The organism is Roseibium sp. R5, assembly GCF_055755305.1.
This window is the reverse complement of the sequence record NZ_CM146910.1, coordinates 3,028,181-3,046,976: the sequence shown is the minus strand read 5'-3', so window position 1 is coordinate 3,046,976 and position 18,796 is coordinate 3,028,181. Positions and strand designations below refer to the sequence as shown.

17 protein-coding genes are annotated in these 18,796 nt (G+C 56.2%); 10 read left to right on the top strand and 7 right to left on the bottom strand.

Translation table 11 applies throughout. The features are described from left to right. Positions 1-88 precede the first annotated feature (88 nt). Positions 89-1,345 (top strand): M24 family metallopeptidase, encoded by a 1,257-nt coding sequence (locus AC0J4F_RS14250; protein WP_473023808.1) that lies wholly within the window; start codon positions 89-91, stop codon positions 1,343-1,345. A 102-nt stretch (positions 1,346-1,447) separates the two neighbouring features. On the opposite strand, the gene AC0J4F_RS14245 is transcribed toward AC0J4F_RS14250, so the two are convergent. After that, positions 1,448-2,110, bottom strand: a complete 663-nt coding sequence (locus tag AC0J4F_RS14245; RefSeq protein ID WP_473023807.1) for a L,D-transpeptidase — start codon at positions 2,108-2,110, stop codon at positions 1,448-1,450. Between the two features lie 288 nt (positions 2,111-2,398). Between AC0J4F_RS14245 and AC0J4F_RS14240 the strand changes: the two genes are divergently transcribed. The 8 genes from AC0J4F_RS14240 to AC0J4F_RS14205 all read left to right on the top strand — a co-directional run bounded on the left by AC0J4F_RS14240 (position 2,399) and on the right by AC0J4F_RS14205 (position 10,148). After that, positions 2,399-3,028 carry a glutathione S-transferase family protein gene (locus tag AC0J4F_RS14240; protein WP_473023806.1) on the top strand — a complete coding sequence of 210 codons (630 nt, stop codon included), beginning with the start codon at positions 2,399-2,401 and terminating at the stop codon, positions 3,026-3,028. A gap of 10 nt (positions 3,029-3,038) precedes the next feature. Then, positions 3,039-3,932 carry a LysR family transcriptional regulator gene (locus AC0J4F_RS14235; protein WP_473023805.1) on the top strand — a complete coding sequence of 298 codons (894 nt, stop codon included), beginning with the start codon at positions 3,039-3,041 and terminating at the stop codon, positions 3,930-3,932. 189 nt (positions 3,933-4,121) lie between these two features. Next, complete coding sequence (locus AC0J4F_RS14230; protein ID WP_473023804.1) at positions 4,122-5,309, top strand: 2-aminoethylphosphonate--pyruvate transaminase; 1,188 nt, start codon at positions 4,122-4,124, stop codon at positions 5,307-5,309. Positions 5,310-5,331: 22 nt separating this feature from the next. Further along, complete coding sequence (phnX, locus tag AC0J4F_RS14225; RefSeq protein ID WP_473023803.1) at positions 5,332-6,111, top strand: phosphonoacetaldehyde hydrolase; 780 nt, start codon at positions 5,332-5,334, stop codon at positions 6,109-6,111. Further along, complete coding sequence (locus AC0J4F_RS14220) at positions 6,111-7,613, top strand: sulfatase-like hydrolase/transferase (protein WP_473023802.1); 1,503 nt, start codon at positions 6,111-6,113, stop codon at positions 7,611-7,613. Before phnX ends, AC0J4F_RS14220 begins: the two co-directional genes overlap by 1 nt. A 98-nt stretch (positions 7,614-7,711) precedes the next feature. Beyond that, the gene (locus tag AC0J4F_RS14215) at positions 7,712-8,536 is read left to right on the top strand and encodes a trypsin-like serine peptidase (RefSeq protein ID WP_473023801.1); all 825 of its coding nucleotides are present in this window, start codon (positions 7,712-7,714) and stop codon (positions 8,534-8,536) included. Between the two features lie 154 nt (positions 8,537-8,690). Further along, entirely contained in the window at positions 8,691-9,503 is an 813-nt protein-coding gene (locus AC0J4F_RS14210) for an NAD kinase (protein WP_473023800.1), read from the top strand. A 117-nt stretch (positions 9,504-9,620) separates the two neighbouring features. Next, the gene (locus tag AC0J4F_RS14205; RefSeq protein WP_473023799.1) at positions 9,621-10,148 is read left to right on the top strand and encodes an Hpt domain-containing protein; all 528 of its coding nucleotides are present in this window, start codon (positions 9,621-9,623) and stop codon (positions 10,146-10,148) included. Positions 10,149-10,237: 89 nt separating this feature from the next. Here AC0J4F_RS14205 and AC0J4F_RS14200 read toward each other — a convergent pair whose 3' ends face one another. The 4 genes from AC0J4F_RS14200 to AC0J4F_RS14185 all read right to left on the bottom strand — a co-directional run bounded on the left by AC0J4F_RS14200 (position 10,238) and on the right by AC0J4F_RS14185 (position 14,437). Next, positions 10,238-11,398 carry a DUF2336 domain-containing protein gene (locus AC0J4F_RS14200; protein WP_473023798.1) on the bottom strand — a complete coding sequence of 387 codons (1,161 nt, stop codon included), beginning with the start codon at positions 11,396-11,398 and terminating at the stop codon, positions 10,238-10,240. Between the two features lie 109 nt (positions 11,399-11,507). Further along, positions 11,508-12,917 (bottom strand): transglycosylase SLT domain-containing protein, encoded by a 1,410-nt coding sequence (locus tag AC0J4F_RS14195; RefSeq protein ID WP_473023797.1) that lies wholly within the window; start codon positions 12,915-12,917, stop codon positions 11,508-11,510. Between the two features lie 318 nt (positions 12,918-13,235). Continuing rightward, complete coding sequence (locus tag AC0J4F_RS14190; protein WP_133946802.1) at positions 13,236-13,838, bottom strand: flavin reductase family protein; 603 nt, start codon at positions 13,836-13,838, stop codon at positions 13,236-13,238. 2 nt (positions 13,839-13,840) lie between these two features. Next, complete coding sequence (locus tag AC0J4F_RS14185; RefSeq protein WP_133946801.1) at positions 13,841-14,437, bottom strand: nitroreductase family protein; 597 nt, start codon at positions 14,435-14,437, stop codon at positions 13,841-13,843. 180 nt (positions 14,438-14,617) lie between these two features. Here AC0J4F_RS14185 and AC0J4F_RS14180 point away from each other — a divergent pair, with 180 nt between their 5' ends. Beyond that, positions 14,618-15,712, top strand: coding sequence for a hypothetical protein (locus tag AC0J4F_RS14180; RefSeq protein WP_209002158.1), 1,095 nt, complete (start codon positions 14,618-14,620; stop codon positions 15,710-15,712). A 53-nt stretch (positions 15,713-15,765) separates the two neighbouring features. Here the strand turns inward: AC0J4F_RS14180 and AC0J4F_RS14175 are convergent, their stop codons facing one another. Together AC0J4F_RS14175 and thrS are read right to left on the bottom strand one after the other, a co-directional pair. Further along, positions 15,766-16,608, bottom strand: a complete 843-nt coding sequence (locus AC0J4F_RS14175; protein WP_133946800.1) for a lysophospholipid acyltransferase family protein — start codon at positions 16,606-16,608, stop codon at positions 15,766-15,768. A gap of 170 nt (positions 16,609-16,778) precedes the next feature. Next, positions 16,779-18,761: a threonine--tRNA ligase gene (thrS, locus tag AC0J4F_RS14170; RefSeq protein WP_473023796.1), complete on the bottom strand. Its 1,983-nt coding sequence runs from the start codon at positions 18,759-18,761 to the stop codon at positions 16,779-16,781. Positions 18,762-18,796: the final 35 nt, after the last annotated feature.

Sequence of the window (18,796 nt, the reverse complement as noted above, 5' to 3'; positions counted from 1 at the left end):
ATTGGTTATAGCTATGCCTGAGAATTTTCAATATTCACCGCGTGCCGATGTCGAATTAGTTTTGGCTCAAACTCATTGGCGAAACGACATGGCGAATTTCGACTGGCATGCAGAGCGAAGCGATCTGGATGGAATCACATTGCTTGATCGCGCACCGGAGGGTGAAGGGATCGATCTGGAATCCGTCAGACTTTACCGCCTTGGCCGGGTGCGCGAGCAAATGGCTCACTTTGGCGTCGACGCCGTCATCCTGTCGGACCCCATCAACATCCGCTACGCCACGGGTGCGCGGAACATGCAGGTTTTTTGTCAACGCAATGCACCGTCGCGCTACCTGCTGCTAACCGCCGCGAGATCTCTCCTTTTCGAGTTTACCGGATGCCTGCATCTTGGGCAGGGCTTGGAAACAATTGACGAAGTACGCCCCGCCAAGACCGCCAGCTTTGTCGCGGCCGGTCCCGGCATTCAGGCCCGGGAAAAGGCCTGGGCCATCGAAATGGCGGACCTGATTGAGGAGCTTGCCGGGAAAGGAGCAACCGTCGGGCTGGAGCGGCTGAATGCCGGAACCGCGATTGCACTTAAGGACTGCGGTCTGCGCATCGTTGATGCCCAACAGCCGGTAGAAATGGCGCGTTCGGTCAAGTCCAACGAAGAAATGAAATGCGTGAATGCCTCATTGCGGGCGACCGAGACCGGCGTGGCGAGGTTGCGGGATGCAATCCGCCCCGGAATGACAGAAAATGAACTGTGGTCCGTCTTGCATCAATCGGTGATCGCGCAGAACGCGGATTATTGCGAAACACGGCTTCTTAACGCAGGCGCCCGGACGAATCCGTGGTTTCAGGAGACCTCCAGCAATGTCATTGGTGAAAACGAATTGATTGCGCTCGACACGGATGTGGTCGGCTGTCACGGCTACTATTCCGATTTCTCGCGTACATTCCATTCTGGACCGGGCAAACCGACAGAGGCGCAACGCGAGCTCTACAAGGTTGCGTACGAGCAAGTCCAAAACAACATGGACATTCTCCATGCGGGCATGAGTTTTCTGGACTATGCGGAGCGTGCGTGGGATATCCCGGAAAAATTCTACGACAACCGCTATTACCTCTCGGCCCATGGCTGCGGCATGACGGGCGAATACCCCTATCTGTATCACAAGGGGGATTTTCCCGATGCCGGATATGACGGAGAGATCGTCGCCGGGATGACGATTTGCGTTGAAAGCTATATCGGCGCCGCTGGGGGCTGCGAAGGTGTCAAACTTGAGCAACAGGTTCTGGTAACAGAAAAGGGCACTGAACTACTGTCCCGCTTTCCCTTCGAAGAAGAACTGCTGCGGTAACTCTTATTTTAAAACCCCGCATTTTTGGGAGGTTCCACGCTATAGCTGAAACACGGCGCAGCCCTCTTATGAAAACGGCGCTCTGGCTTCCGGAACAACCGGTCACCCGAGGACAATCACCTTGGTGCCCAGCTCGACACGATCATAAAGATCGATGATGTCCTGGTGCCACATGCGGATGCAGCCGCTTGAAGCATTGGTGCCGATGCTGCGGGGCTGATTGGTGCTGTGGATCCGATAAAGCGTATCCTTGTTGCCTTGCCAGAGGTAAAGACCGCGCGCGCCGATCGGATTGCTCGGCCCGCCCTCCTGGCCGTCCCGGTACCGTTCCAGATCTGGATCGCGTTCGATCATCTCATCGGGCGGAAACCATTTCGGCCACTCCCGCTTGAAGCGGATCACCGCCTCGCCATTCCAGGCAAACCCGGCCCTGCCAACCCCGATGCCGTACCGGATCGCCCGCCCGCCAGACTGAACGAGATAGAGGAACTTGTTGTTCGGATCGACCACGATTGTTCCAACCGGATGTGAGGTTGGATAAAAAACCGTTTGGCGCAGGTATTTCGGATCAAAAGTCTGATAATCGATCGGCGGCAGATTGAATCCACCATCGCGGACAGCAGCGTAAGCCAGAGCATAATTTGGCGTCCCATCAGACAAGGGCGTCAGACCAGCCTCAACAGTTGCGCTTTTCTTGCTCTGGCAAGCTGCCAGGGCGAGCGGAAGGCCGATGACAAAACTCCGGCGAGTAAACTTCAGTGCCATGCTCTCACATCCTTTCACCGGCACATTTCCGGTTTTCTGAAATCACCCAAAGTCACGTCAGACCTGGATGCTTTTTGAAAGACCGGCCGATGGATCTAACGTCAATTTCCGAACCTGTTGCAGGAATGAATGCCAACATCATTATGGTAAACAGCCCCTTAACAGCAACGCAATCTGACAAACAAACCGGTGACACACACGCCAATTTGATCATCAGGGTTGAAATCACCGTTATCCTGCTTTCTTGCTGTTCCCAACACATGTGATCCAGACATCCGGAGCCGACCCATGATTGACCTTTACACTTGGACCACCCCGAACGGCCGTAAGGTGTCGATCCTTTTGGAAGAGCTTGGTGTTGATTACACGTCCCATGCGATCGACATTACCAATGGTGATCAGATGGCACCGGAATTTCTGGAGATCAGCCCAAACAACAAAATTCCGGCAATTGTGGATCGCGAGACTGGTCTGAAGCTTATGGAATCCGGGGCAATCATGATTTACCTCGCCGAGAAATACGGCAAGTTTCTCGCCCCGTCTGGAGAAGACCGGGCCCGGACGCTGGAATGGCTGATGTGGCAAATGGGTGGGTTTGGACCCATGCTTGGCCAGGCGCATCATTTTGTGCATTTCAATCCGGACAAGTCCGACTATGCCAAGGAACGCTATTCCACAGAAGCGCGCCGGCTCTACGGCGTGCTCGACAAACAACTTCAAGGGCGCGATTTTATCGCGGGCGATTGTTCGATTGCCGATATGGCATGCTGGCCTTGGGCATCGCGCTATGAATGGCAGGGCGTCACTCTCTCCGATTTTCCGAATGTCCAGGCCTGGTATCAGCGCATAGCTGCACGTCCGGCCGTCCAGCGTGGTTATCAAGTGCCGAAAGACATGGGACCAATTCCGGCCGGGTAAACAAGCAGAGATGGACGTCCCAAACCGCATTAAAAATCCGCTCAGCCTCAGTCAGTTGCGCGCTCTGGAAGCTGTGGTACGCCGGGGCAGTTTTTCTGCGGCCGCAAAGGAGATCGGGGTTTCTCAGCCGTCGATTTCCAACCATGTGCATGGATTGGAAAACCGCTTCAAGACCCGGCTGATCGCCAAATCCGGTTACTCGGTCTCCGCAACACCTGCGCTTGAGGCGCTCTTGCCGAAGATACGGGCGATCCTCGCTCTCACCAGCGATCTGGAATCGGAACTGCTTCATCAAAAGCAGCTGGGCGCTGGTGAGCTCAGGATCGGTTATTCGACTTATCAGCTGGCGATCCCGAGAATTTCGGCCTTCATGGCGCGTCATCCGGAAATATCCATCGAAGCCCGCGCCTTGGCCACCAGCGATATTCTTGACCTGTTTGACAACGGGGACATCGACATCGGCTTTGTGACCGGCCGGGAAATCCCGGCAGGTCTTGAGGGCGAACTTCTGGTCCAGACGCGCATCGTCATTGCCGCACGGGCCGACCATCCACTGGCATCCAAAGGCGTCGTCAGCTGGAAAGACTTGGAAACCCTTCCGTTGCTGCAGCGAGAAAGTTCATCCGGAACCCGCAAGATGTTCGAGGCAGCTGCCATTGTTGCCGGGATCAAACCCAATACGATCCTTGCGCTCGGGTCCTGGGGGTCGATCGCCACCCTGATCCGGTCCGGCATCGGTGTCGGCATTGCCATGGAAGCAGAAATCACAGACCGGGACGGCTGTGTCGCAATCCCGATCGACAGCCCTTCCCTCATCGCGAACCATTATGTTGTCTGGCAAAAAGACATGGCAGGCGTTGCTGCAATAGAGGCGTTCCGGGCCAGCTTGAACGCTACAGCCTGACCCGCTTGCCGACAGCGCCAGCATCAAGTCTATAACTAATAATTATAGACAAGACTATTTCATTAAACTGTTACGCGAAGAGAGTGTTAAAGGCGCAATGGCCTTCGACGTGGTTTCGGTTATCGCACCAAGACGGCAGGCGTCTTGGGCTTAGTTCGCAATTCATATCATGCCCCAAAGGGACCACTCATGACCCAACACCCGATGGCCTTGCCAAACCCGAAAAACGGCGAGCCCTATCTTTTGACCCCTGGGCCGCTCACGACATCGTTCGATGTCAAGGAAGCAATGTTGCGGGATTGGGGCAGTTGGGACGGCGATTTCAAGGCAATGACCGCCGAACTCCGAAAAAGCCTCAATTCTTTGCTGGGCGATGGCAGCGATGCCTATGACTGCGTCCCGATCCAGGGCAGCGGCACCTTTGCGGTCGAGGCGATGTTGGGCAGTTTCACGCCGAAGACCAAAAAGACCCTGATCCTGTCCAATGGCGCTTACGGCAAACGCGCAGTTGAAACGATGGCTTATCTTGGCCGCCCGGCGGAAGTGCTGGACAAGGGTGACTATCTTCCGCCGCGTGGACCGGAAGTCGCCGCCCTTCTGAACGCGGATCCGGAGATCAGCCACGTCCTGATCGTCCATTGTGAGACAAGCTCGGGCATCCTCAATCCCTTGCAGGAAATTTCGGACGCCGTTGCCGCCGCGGGCAGAACCCTTTTGATCGATTCCATGTCGGCCTTCGGCGCCATACCCGTCGAGCCGTCAAAGCTCCGGTTTGCAGCGATGGTATCATCTGCAAACAAATGCATTGAAGGCGTGCCAGGGTTCGGTTTTGTCATCGCACAAAGGGCCGAGCTCGAGGTTGCCAAAGGCAACAGCCATTCCATTAGCCTCGATGTACATGCCCAATGGGCACATCTGGAGAAAACCGGTCAGTGGCGATTCACACCGCCAACACATGTCGTCGCAGCCTTCCTGGAGGCCTTGCGGGCGCACAAAGCCGAAGGCGGCGTTGCCGCGCGCGGCGCGCGCTACAGGACAAACAGGGACGTTATGGTTTCAGGGATGCGGGCGCTTGGATTTGAAACCCTTCTGGACGCCGAATGGTTGTCGCCGATCATCGTCACCTTCTTTTGCCCGGCAGACCCCGCCTTCAGCTTCCCGCGGTTCTACGAGCTCATGAAAGCGCGCGGGTTCATCCTTTATCCCGGCAAACTGACTGTCGTTGACAGCTTCCGGGTCGGCTGCATTGGTCAGATGGACGAACATGTCATGCGCAGCGTAACCGCCGCCGCTTCTGACGTTTTGAAAGAAATGGGCGTTGAAAGCGCCGCCCCACCTGCAGAAGCGCTCGCAGAGCGCGCAAAACTCGCCGCTTGAGCAAACACAAGAAAGAGAACCAATGAGCAAATTCAAAGCTGTCGTTTTCGACTGGGCCGGCACCATGATCGATTTCGGATCCTTCGCACCCATGGGTGTGTTTGTAAAAGCATTCGAGAAATTCGGCATCACTGCGAGCATTGATCAGGCCCGTGGCCCAATGGGCATGCCGAAGTGGGACCACATCCGGTCCATGATGGACGATCCGGACATTGCTGCTCAATGGCAGGCCAAATACGGCAGCGCCCCAACCAATGCGGACGTCGACAAGGTCTATGAGATCTTTGTGCCAATGAATGAGGAAGTGGTCGCGGATTATGCCGACCTCGTTCCAGGCGCCCTAGATACGATCGCTTACCTGCGATCGAACAACGTGAAAATCGGCTCCACCACTGGATACACCCGGTCCATTATGGAGCGCGTTCTTCCAAGAGCTGCCGAACAGGGCTATGAGCCGGACAATCTGGTGTGTTCTGATGATCTGCCTGAGGGCCGTCCGGGTCCGCTCGGCATGTATCAGTGCTTTGTTGATCTTGTAGCCTACCCGCCCAGCGCCGTGATCAAGGTAGATGATACGGAGCCCGGCATCGCAGAGGGCGTGGCAGCCGGCTGCATCACCGTTGGTCTTGCTCTTTCCGGTAACTTTGCAGGAAAAACCCCGGAAGAACTGGCAGCCCTGCCTGAGGCCGAGATCAATGCGATCCGTCAGGAAGCAACCGCCAAACTTACGGAAGCTGGCGCAGACTATGTCATCGATACCGTTGCCGATCTTCCCAAACTGATGGATCAGATGGAAGCTTAATGACCGCCCGTCCGAACATCCTTCTGATAACGGCCGATCAGTGGCGCGGCGATTGCCTCGGCACGGTATGCCATCCGGTGGTCAAAACCCCGAACCTTGATGCCTTTGCAGAAAAGGCCACCGTTTTCGAGCAGCATTATGCGACGACCGCGCCCTGCTCTCCGGCCAGGGCCTCTCTCTACACCGGCCTTTACCAGATGAACCATAGAGTGATCTGGAACGGGGCTCCGCTAGACAACCGGTTCGACAACATTGCCCGCGCCGCACGAAGAGCCGGCTATGTCCCGACCTTGTTCGGTTATACGGACACCTCGCCGGACCCACGGGTGCATGATCCGAACGATCCGGCCCTCTCTACTTATGAGGGGGTTCTTCCTGGATTTTCCGTTCGTCAACCGCTGCCCGAAGACGACAAGCCCTGGCGCTCCTGGCTGGCCGCTCGCGGCCATGATCCGGCATCCTTCGACACCCTGCACCACGTTGAGCCGGAGGATGGCGAGCTTATCTCCCGCAAGGCCCCGCGCTATTCCAAGAACGAAACGCAGACCGCTTTCCTAGCGGACAGTTTTTTCAATTGGCTTGGCGAACAGGACGCAGGAAAGCCCTGGATGGCGCATATTTCATTCCTGCGCCCGCATCCACCGATCACCGTGCCCGAGCCTTATAATACGATGTACGATCCGGATGACGGGCCTGAGTTCAAGGGCGCCGAAAGCGCATGGCAAGAAGCAGCGTTCCATCCCCTTGTCTCCGCCTTGCAAGAGTACCAGCATCTTTCCAGCCACATTCCAGGCGCCAACGGCCACGTGCGCGACTTGACCCGACACGATTTAAAGCGCCTTCGCGCGCTTTACTACGGTATGATCACAGAGGTTGATGCTCAGCTTGGCCGCATTTTCTCGGCCCTCGATCAGATGGCGGACGACACACTGATCATCTTCACCTCCGATCATGCGGAGATGATGGGCGACCACTGGATGCTCGGCAAAGGCGGGTTTTACAAAGAGAGTTATCACATCCCCCTGATCATCCGGGGTCCCGGCATGGCCAAGGACAACAGGGTTTCTGCCTTTACTTCGGCCGCAGACATCTTTCCCACCCTTTTGGACGTTCTAGGTCTCGAGCCCAAGCACAAACCTGACGGAAACAGCCTTGCCCCGTATCTTAGAGGCCAAACACCGACCGGTTGGCGGGATGCTGCGCTATATGAATTTGACTTTCGGCGTTTGTTGCAGTTTTTCCCGGAAGACACCCGCAAGAGCTGCCAGGCGGGCGGTGCGTCAGCACTGACACGCCTTGGAACCGAGTGGCAGTATGTGCACTTCAGCGGATTGCCCAATCTGTTGCTCTCAACAAACGATGAAACGGGTGGGATCGAGAACAAGGCTGACAGCGAACCGGCGGCCCTGATCCAAAATATGGACGCCCTGCTTTCCAGTCGCATGCGCCACAATGACGAGACACTCGCCCGGACAATGGTGTGGGAGTATTATTCCAACTAGTCCAGCTTTCAGCGATTGACTTTAGGCCGCGTTAAACCCGTTCAGCGACACTGCCCGTAGGAAAACAGTCAGCTCAGGTTCGTCGGAGGCTTCAAAACGTGGCTGTCCCCAATGGGATTACATCAAGCAGCGGAACAAAGTGGCGCACGCTCGCGGCCGCTTATGCGGCCGTGTTCGCACTGTCTTGCCTCGCCCTTTCAGACACTGCTGTTGCAACAGAACCAGCTCTTAAGGTCATAGACAGCACGGATGCGCCATGGCCCTCCATTGGCCGGGTAAATGTGGCTGGCTACCGCACCACATCCATGTGTACCGGCACACTGATTGCACCGAATATCGTTTTGACCGCAGCACACTGCCTTTACAACAAGGCGACGCTGAAGAAGTTTCCAGTAGACGACATGTTCTTCATCGCCGGTGTCCGCCGAGACGAGTTTTCTGCGCGCCTGGAGGTGGCCTGTGCCCTGTCTGCCAAGGGCTATGCTCCAAAGAAGCAACCGAAACTGGCTGATGTGCATACCGATGTCGGGATCTTGATTTTGAAGGAAAACGCAAAGCTGCTTACCGTCCCGGCTCTATCACCTGAGGATGCTGGCGTGTTGACGCAGGATACCCGGTTCGACTCAGCCGGCTATCGCCGCAGCCGCCGTTTTCTGCCAACCGTCGTCTCAGCCTGCCAGGTGATCGGCACCGTAGAAGACAGCTGGGTTACCAACTGCTCTTCGGAAAGCGGCGCATCGGGCGGACCCTTGCTGGTAAAAACACCGGATGGGCTCAGAGTGGCCGGTGTAATGTCTGCAAAAATCGACGATATCCGGTCTGCAATCGTACCCTTTTTCGAGTGGCAGGAACTTCTGGCCTCACCGGTTTGTCCAGCAAGCGGCGATGCAGCCCAAACGGCTTTGCGTCCCACAATTGACTGATAGCTTGGCCTCACCTTCGACTGCGAACCTGTTTCCCACCACCGGCACTTGCTAATTTTTCAAGGGCATGGCCTAGTCCTTAGTCAGCTGGCGCCACAGCGCCGTGGCGGCACGAAATCCGTAAGACAACTCTCGTCCAGGCCCTTGTTGATCAATGAACCGTATTGTTTCTTCCCCGCAGCCGGACGATGCCAGCCAGATCAATGACAAGAAGCTCGCCTTTGTCTCCAGTGACACGGATGAGGCGAAACACGCGCGGGAAACATTGTCGGCGCAATATGGTGAAGTTGCGATCGCTGATGCCGATATCATAGTGGCACTGGGCGGTGATGGCCTGATGCTGGAAACCCTCTATGCACAGATGGGATCAAACAAGCCTATTTACGGCATGAACCGTGGTTCGGTCGGCTTCCTCATGAACGAGTACCGGGAAGATGGCCTGCGGGAACGTCTGGCCAAAGCGGACACCACGGCGATCTACCCACTGGAGATGACGGCCACCGATGACAACGGCGCAGAGCATTCCGCGCTCGCCATCAACGAAGTTTCCCTGCTCCGCCAAACATCCCAGGCTGCGCGCCTGAAGATTTCGGTCGATGGCCGCGTCCGGCTGGAAGAACTGATTTGCGATGGGATCATTGTGGCAACACCCGCCGGCAGCACGGCGTATAACCTCTCAGCGCACGGTCCGATCCTGCCAATCACAGCCCAGTTGCTTGCCTTGACCCCAATCAGCGCCTTCCGCCCGCGCCGTTGGCGCGGTGCATTGCTTCCCGATTGGGCGGCGGTCGATATCGAAATCCTGGACCCGGAAAAACGGCCGGTCAGCGCGTCCGCGGATCACCGCGAGATCCGTAGGGTCACAAAAGTGTCGGTTCGGGAGTCCACGGAAAAGGAAGGCCGGATCATGTTTGATGACGATCACGGCTGGGATGAGCGGATCCTAACGGAAATGTTCAGATACTAACGGTGCTGACCAGCCACCTGCCAAAGACTTGGCGGCGGGAAAGACCCTGTTAAAGTTGTTTACGCATACTGGCGATCGTGAGTGACCGCTCACTGCAACGATGAGGACCCTGCCGCAATGGCTGAAACCGCTCCGGATCAAGACTACGAAATTCTGCAGCCACCAACAGATCTGCGGAAGAAGGTCCGTGAACTGACGCCTCGCGAGGCACGCAAGTTTGATCCGGTGAAAGCTGCAGAAGCTGCTCTGCAAAGGATCGCTCCTCATTTTGGCAACTGGATGGAGAACGAAGCCAAAACGCTCGTGGGTGCTTGGGACTCCGTCAAAGCGGACGGCATTTCCTCCGAAACGATCGATGTCCTTTATCAATCGGCGCACAACATCAAGGGCCAGGCGCTAACACTGGGCTTTCCGCTTGTCGGAGATGTTGCGTCAAGCTTCTGTCACCTGATTGAAAATATTCCAACGCCTAACGATCTGCCGGTAGGGCTCGCGGAAGGATTTGTAGAAGCCATCCGGGCAATGGTGATTGAAGGCGCGAAGGATACCGCCAACAAGACCGGTGTCGAGCTTTTGGAAACGCTGCGCACGGCGACCGACACCTATCTGGCCCAGTTCCCAGCCAAAGAAACAGACGAGAACTAAGCGGACGCGATCAGCCGCAAGCCTGACCGATTACCCATCTAATCTGGATTGGACTCGCTCCGCGCACCAATGCTGCCCGGCGTTGGCAATCACGCAGCATTGACCGAGCGAAGATCTCCGGCGCTCTTTTTCAGAACTGAGCGTGCCTCAAGACGGGCAACATCGATCGCAAACCGACGCAGGAATGCATTGATATCCTCATCCGCACCAAAAGCACCGTCTTGCATTTCAGACAGCAACGCTTCAGTCAAAGCCCGCGCTTCTTCAAGGGCAAGGTCATAGCTGAAGTCAGCCTCAGCCTTGCGGGCAATGTCGATCGCAAGCAGGAACGCCTGGTGTGACCGGATTGGCAATCCGGCCTTTCTCAAAACGGCTTGAAGTGCCGCCCGGCGGACAGTGAGCAAAACCTTGCACAGGCGTGGCAACGGCATGTTGCCAAGGTTTGCCAGAGCTGCCGCAAAGAAGCGTAGCCGACCGCAACAAACAGCCCGCAGCAGGAGACGCGTGTTCAATCGACCGCTTTTCCGCAAATGCTCCACGAACTCAGGAAGGTCAGCATCTTTGGCTTCAAGCGCGAGGCGAAGGACGACTTTATCAATTGCATCCGACAGGAACACATCGCGCTGATGCTCTGGAACACGTTCCAGAACAACGGGATGATTTTCAAGGTTCTGCGCAAGCCGCATCAAAAGTTCGTAGCGCACAGGAATTGGCAGATCGCCGAGTTTCAGCAATTCATCGCAGAGATCGGGGTGTTGCTCAAAGCGTTCGGCAAGCCGTACCAGAGACGACTTCAAAACTGTTGCCCCTGGATTCTTGAGCAAGGCCATACAGGCCGCTTCGTCAGCAACTTCGCACATAGCCGCGCTGACACCCGCAGGGACAGATTCGCGCTCTGCGATGGCGCACTGAACTGCTGGGCTGCCCTCGGCTAGAAGGTCCACCAGCTCGGTTTCGTTCAAGAGCGGGGAAGATTTCAGAACAAGGACCGCGATCTCATCGACGTCCTGCGCCAGAAAACGGATCACGTGTCCGGGTGCATGCGCGCTCGCAGCCAATACCTTCGCGACGGTTTTGCGAACCGGCCGGCTCGGATCATCCAGAAGAACTGTAAGTGCTGCCGCCATGGTCTTCCGTTCCAGGCTGCCCTCGTCGGCAGCCAAATAACGCTCTGCATAGGTTCGCGCCGCTTCGATATCGAGGCCAGCCTGATCAGTGTCGGTGAGGTGCAGAATGTCGTGAACGGTCATGCTCTTAACGTCAGTCCTGAATAGTCTTTGCACTATCCTGACATCAAAGACTTAACGATCCGTTCACCATAATTTTGACATGCCCCCGCCTGTCTTCAACCTCCGAAACCTAAGCCGGAGGCAGTAAGTCTTTCTGTTCTTCCTGAGCCTTCAAACGAAGAAACCGTGTGAGGTCTAGCGGACCACCTTGATTGACAAGTGCCAATTCCTGGGCAGCCACCTGAGTCGATGCTCCGGACACAGCGCTGTAGAGCGCAGCCTCTTCAACGGCCGCGAAGGCGGATGCAAACCTTGGATTGACGCCTGCCTGATCGGAACCTGGATCATTGCGGAACAGAGCTTCAAACGGGTTCGCTGTCTGGGCTGCCTGGAACGCGGACAACACACGGCTCGCGGTTTGATCCGGGGCCTGGTTGATACTCGCGTCACGCGGGTCGTCAGGATCGGGCCGCGGAGCGCTTGCCACTTGTTGAGCCTGTGCTTGAGTTTGCGCCGGATCGCTCGCCCCCGGATCGGCTACCGCGACAGTCTGCGGACGTCCCTCCGGAACAGGCGCTTTCGCAACCGTTTCAGGAAGGTCCAGCGGCAGTTCGGGCTGGACGGGAACTGTCGCCGCCGCCATTTGCACCGGTGCATCCGGCTTGGACCGCATTGCGAACTGCGCGGCCGGATCCCCTGCCAAATGGTCAAAGTCCTTCGGCTTTGCCTCTGCCATCATGCTCGGCGGCTGCGGCTTGGACCGCATCGCAAAAGCTGCAGCCGGATCGCCCGCCAGATCATCAAACGGAACCGGTGCCGTTACCGGCGCTCCAGATCCCGGCTTCGCATTGGGTAGCGCCGCAACGTTCAAAAGCTCGCCAGAGGTCCTGAGGTTTTTACGTCCGCCGGCTTCAGCAATCATGTTGACTGCATCATGCTTGGACACGATCACCTGATAGACTTCTTCCATGGACCGGGCTTGGCCATTGCGATGGTAGAAGATCGGCTTGTTGGCCCGCGCCTGTGCGGAAAAAACCTGATCGGCGCGCATATCGGGATTTGCAGCCGTTTTTTCTATCAAGCGACTCGCACCATTCGCACCAAGAAAATGCGCCATATAGAGCTCGCCGTCCGTCGGCTCGCGGCCAATCCGGCGCTCAAGATACTGCGCGTTCTTCTGGGTCAAAGCCCCCGCCATGACCGACGAGATTTCAGGATCCTTGCGAAGATCAAGGATGTCACGGCGCATCTGGGGGTCGCTGACATAATACTTGCCGCTTTTGGACCGCTGAATATGGTCCGCGTACTTGTCCAACCCGTGCTTGGGCCCCGCCTGTTTCATCGTTTCGAGCCAGGTGGACTCTATGAATTGGAATAAGCCTGTAGCACTCGATGTTTTTGCCTTGGCCGACGGATTAAACGAAGATTCCCGTGCGGCTGTTTTCACAAGATAGTCAAACGACGTTCCTGTGGATGTACTCGCAGACTGAAACGCAAGCTCGATCCTAGACGCGACCGAGGTAGTGTCAGCAACCCGCATGACTGGCCTCCTCGACGAAACTAATTATTACTTCCTTAACTTTCGCGCCAAAAAGGTTAACAAAACCTTAACAAGCCACAGGCGGGACCGATTCATTTATTAGAGAAACGAAAACCTAACGGCTCCTACGTAACTATGCCAATGCAATCTCAGGCATTTGTGGACTTTGGCTGTTTCCTGCGATTTTTCTTGGGAAAAATTTGCCGGGTTGGTCCGGAATTATTTGGGACAAATCAGTTGCTGGACGGAAAATTCATTGTTTCATAATGAGACAAGACGCTGTTCACTGCAGCGCCTTGTCGATTCTCGGACAGATACTCAGACTTTGGGGCGGCCCATCTGAAATACCTCCGTCACCACAGCGTAATCCATGTAGCCGAGGCGGGAGAGCGGCTTGTACCGGGTCACGTCCACCATGCCGTTGACGATTACATCATCGGAAATATGCACCCCGACCACCTGACCGAAGATGACCCAGCTGTTCGTATCGGTTCCGTCGAGACCTTTCATACGGATGGTTTGAAGATGCTTGCACTCCAGGGCAGTTGCCGCTTTGGCAACGCGCGGCACGCTCACGAGATTGGATTGAGCCATTTCCAAACCCGTCAACTCAAATTCAGATTTCTCGTGCGGCACGGCAGCCGAGGACAGGTTCATCTCGTCTTTCAGATCGTAGCTTGCCATGTTGCAGACGAACTCACCGGTCGCATCAATGTTGGCAGCGCTGTCCTTATAGTTGGAGGATGAGAACATCACGATCGGCGGCGTATCGCAGACACAGTTGAAGAAACTGTAGGGAGCCAGATTGGTTTTCCCATCCTTGTCGACGCTGGAAATCCAACCGATCGGCCGCGGTGCGATGATCGCCTTGAATGGATTATGCGGCAGCCCGTGATCGTTTTTTTCTGTTTCGTAGAACATGTTCAGTCCGTTTCCGTCCAGTTGGAAGTTATTTCGGAAAGATCCGGCCGCGGACGTTCAACGGGCGGCTGCGTGGCTGTTCCGATATGAATAAAACCTGCAAACCGCTCACCGTCTTGAAGACCGAGATAACGCCCGGCTTCTTCATCGAACGCATACCACTCCGTCAGCCATTGGGAGGCAAAGCCAGCAGCAGCGGCTGCAGAAACAAGGGTCATGCAAACGGCGCCGGCAGAAAGCTGCTGTTCCCAGATCGGTATTTTTGGGTGCTCTGCGGCCTTGCTTACGACACCGACAACCACAGGCGCGCGCGTAAACCGGGTCCGTTCCTTGTCGGTCTGGGCTTCATCAAGCGGCCCGTTCTTTCTGGCATAAAGCTCTGAAAGGAAGGCCCCGATCTTTTCGCCCTGCGGTGCCCGGTAAGTGATGAAGCGCCAAGGCGCGAGCTTTCCGTGGTCTGGAACGCGCGCAGCAATGGTCAACAGATCTGTGAGCTTGGCATCATCCGGGCCAGGCGCTGACATGGTGACAGATGGGTGTGACCGGCGGGTCCGCAAAAACTCCAAGGTTTGAGGTGATCCCCTGCCAAACTCGGACATTCGGTCTGCCTTTCCGCAGATAGTTTCATTTGCAACTATCTACCTAATTGATTGTTGGGATTTGTCAACTGCACTCTTCAGGTCTTGAATTCGCCAAATTTTAAGGTCCATTACAAGAAACAGGCTGGAAGGCACCGCTGACCAGATGACATCGCTTGGCCAAAACGATAATAAGTGGGCATGCAGAATCCAACGACTTTGTTGAACCGGATCAAAGACACGCGCACCAAGGTGCAACGGTTTGTCATGACTGCGCTCTGCGCGGCGCTGATTTCAGCGCTACCTGGCACAGGACAGGCCCAGACCAGTGCGCCGATGCCGCCTGCCATGAAGCCGGATCCAAACGCACCGTCCGCGGCGTCTCAAGAACCCATTCAGAATCTTCTCGACCGCGAACCGGAACCCTTGTTCTCGGACAACACGCTGGTTCCCTACGCGCCCGCATCCGGCGGCATTCAAGGAACGGCCGACGGACTGGATGGCGGCGCACTATATCTCATGGCGAAGCTGACGCGGGACAGCCAACCGCTGAACGACAATCTCATTTGGCGCATCTACTCCGAAACGACCAACGCCGATGGCCGGCTTCAGTTGATTGCCACGTCGAAAGGCGGGGATGCCGAATTCCGTTTGGATCCGGGTGCATACATGATCCACACCTCCTACGGCTATGCGCAGGCTACCAACCGGATCGTGATCGGCAAGGAAGTCCTATCAAAGATGGTGACGTTGAATGCCGGCGGCATCAAATTCGACGCCACGCTGCCGGACGGTGCGCCATTGGAGAGCGGCCCTGTGACGTTCGACATTTACAGTCGGGAATTCGATCAGCGCGGCGAGCGGGATCTGATCGCCAGCAGCGTGAAGCCCGGTTCGATCATCCGGTTGAACGCAGACACCTATCACATTGTTAGCCGATACGGGGATGCGAACGCTGAAATCCGAGCCGACATCCAGGTCCTTCCGGGCAAGCTCACCGAAGCCACGATTTTCCATAAAGCGGCCGACATCACGCTGAAGCTCGTCAATGAGCGTGGCGGAGAAGCCATCGCCAATACCACCTGGTCGGTCCTCTCTCCAGGCGGTGACGTGGTCGTCGAAGCAACCGGCGCCTTTCCAGACTTTGTTCTTGCAGCGGGTGAATATGAAGCAGTGGCCCGCAACAACGGCAGAACTTACCTTCATACATTCAAAGTCGAGCCGGGCGCAGACCGGGAAGTGGAAGTGGTCTCTTCGATCAGCGAATTGGTCAGCGGATCCTCAAGGGCGAATTGATCGCCCTTGGCAAAACCATTTCAGACCACTCCTGAAACAAAAATGATCGATGATCAATGGCGGCTGAGCAGCCGTTCTTTTTGTTCGGCCGGCGCCATTTCCATCACTTTAGACTGCAGGAAGTCCATGACTTCCTTTTGGTCCTTGAAACCGGAAATGGTTTCATAGGGGATCGGCGCCCCTGCCCTTGCCCGGATTGCCTGTCCGAGTGTCCTGCGGAACTCGCGGACATAAAGCGAAAGACGAAGGGTCAGCGAGAACCGGCTGACCAAATGAAACAACCAGGAATTCTGGCCTTCAAAGTGGATCGGCAAGACGGTCGCTTTGGATGAGCGGATCATCTTCGCCGTAAAGGTTTTCCATGGCAGTTCTTCTGCACGGCCGAACGGCTTTTGTGCCGTTGCCACGCCCCCACCTGGAAACACGATAATCGTCGTGCCTTCTTCCAGGAGTTTCAGCGCCTCCTTGCGGGTCGCCATATTTGTCTTGAGCGCTTCTTTGGTTTCCTCAAAATCGACCGGTAAGGAGAATGGCCGGATCTCCGGAAGCTTGAGCAACTCGTTGTTGATCATGATCTTGAACGGACGGCCAAGTTGTTCGGCTAGGGAGAGAATTGCGAGACCATCGCCGATGCCATACGGGTGATTAGCAATCAGAACCAAAGGCCCATCCGGCACATCCTTGGGTGGCCACTCTCCACTGTCCACCGATACGCGAATATTGATGAGACGCAGAAGTTCGCTCCACATATAGTCTGTGGTCACGATGGACTGCTTCCAGATCTCGTAAAGATCAAGAAGCTTCCGGCGCCCCGACAGGCGTTCAATCGACCGGATCACCATGCGCTTCAGCGGATGGTGGTCTGGGTTGGCGTAGCTGAATTCTGCGTAATCCACGGTATGCCGACTTCGTTTGTTACATTGTTTGCACCCGCTGCCCGCGTCCGGACCGGCGGAATTAAAACGCTCTAACAGACTCTCTGTTGCAGCCTTATGACATCACACTGCCCTTAAGTAAGGGCAGTGTGCAAGCTGGCATTTTTTCCGTTAACAAAACGGAAGTTCGATCATTTCAGATCCGGCGGCGTCGCTTCTTCGACAAATGCAGCGACCGCTTCATCCAATCCCATCGGCGTCTGGTTCTTGGAACCAAGACGGCGGATGTTGACCGTACGCTCTTCCGCTTCCCGCATGCCGCAGACCAGGATGACCGGAACCTTGGCAAGCGAGTGCTCGCGGACCTTGTAGTTGATCTTCTCGTTGCGGAAGTCGGTTTCAACCTTCAGGCCCTTAGAGCGCAGAAGATCAGCCACTTCCTGGCCATAATCGTCAGCCTCTGACGTAATGGTTGCAACCACGATCTGCAAGGGTGCGAACCACAGCGGGAAGTGCCCGGCATAGTTCTCGATCAAGATCCCGAGGAACCGCTCCATGGAGCCACAGATGGCCCGGTGGATCATCACCGGCACCTTTTTTTCGCCGTTGTTATCGACATAAAACGCGCCAAAGCGTTCCGGCAGGTTGAAGTCGACCTGGGTCGTGCCACACTGCCACTCCCGGCCAATCGCATCCCGAAGCGTGTATTCGAACTTAGGTCCGTAGAACGCGCCCTCGCCCGGCAAGATGTCCGTCTTTACGCGGCCGTCTGATTGCTCTTCGATCTGCTTCAGCACATCGGACATGATGCCTTCTGCATGATCCCAATTTTCATCAGAACCAACGCGTTTTTCCGGCCGTGTCGACAGTTTGACGACGATCTCTTCAAAGCCGAAATCCTTGTAGACCGACAGAATAAGATCGTTGATCTTCAAGCATTCGTCAGCCATCTGCTCTTCGGTGCAGAAGACGTGGGCATCATCCTGGGTAAAGCCGCGCACGCGCATCAAGCCGTGCAAGGCACCTGACGGCTCATAGCGGTGAACAACGCCGAATTCGGACAAGCGCATCGGCAGGTCGCGGTAGCTCTTCAAACCGTGCTTGAAGATCTGAACGTGGCCCGGGCAGTTCATCGGCTTGAGCGCGTAGACGCGATCGTCCTCGCTCTCTGGATCCGCGCTCTGAACGGCGAACATGTTCTCCTTGTACCAGCCCCAGTGGCCGGAGGTTTCCCAGAGCGAGGTGTGCAGGACTTGCGGTGCGTTCACCTCGTCATACGTCCCGCGCAAACGGCGGCGCTTATAGGCAATCAGGTTCTGGAACATGTCCCAGCCCTTCGGATGCCAAAAGACGACGCCCGGTCCTTCTTCCTGGAAATGGAACAGGTCCATCTCGCGGCCGAGTTTGCGGTGATCGCGCTTTTCCGCTTCCTCCAGCATGTGAAGGTAGCCTTTCAGCTCCTTCTCATTGTGCCAAGCTGTCGCATAGATGCGGGTCAGCATTTCATTGTTGCTGTCCCCGCGCCAATAGGCACCGGCCACCTTCATCAGCTTGAAGGCGTCGCCAATCTGCTTGGTGGAAACCATGTGCGGGCCACGGCAGAGATCCAGCCACTGGCCCTGCTTGTAGATCTTGATTTCCTGGTCTTCCGGGATCGCATCGACAAGCTCGACCTTGTAGTGCTCGCCCTTGGCGGCAAAGTAGGTCTTGGCTTCTTCGCGGCTCCAGATTTCCTTTGTGAACTGCGCACCGCGCGCGATGATTTCGCGCATCTTCTTTTCGATGACCGGCAGCTCTTCCGGGTTAAACGGCCAGTCAGACCCGGCATTGGCCGACCCTTCTGGGTGAACCCGCTTGAAGTCATAGTAAAAACCGTTTTCGATCACGGGCCCGATGGTCACCTGCGTACCCGGCCACAACTCCTGAACAGCTTCCGCCATAACGTGAGCTGCATCGTGCCGGATCAACTCCAGCGCCCGCGGGTCTTCCCGGGTCACGATCTCGATATTGGCGTCCGCATCGATGGGATCGGTGAGGTCTTTCAATTCCCCGTCGAGGGTCATCGCGACAGCCTTTTTGGCCAGCGATTTGGAAATACCGGTCGCCACGTCGAGACCGGAAGTCCCAGCTTCATAGGCGCGCACGGAATTGTCGGGGAAGGTCAATTGAATCATGTCAGTCTCCTGCTCACTCCTGCACACACAGCAGG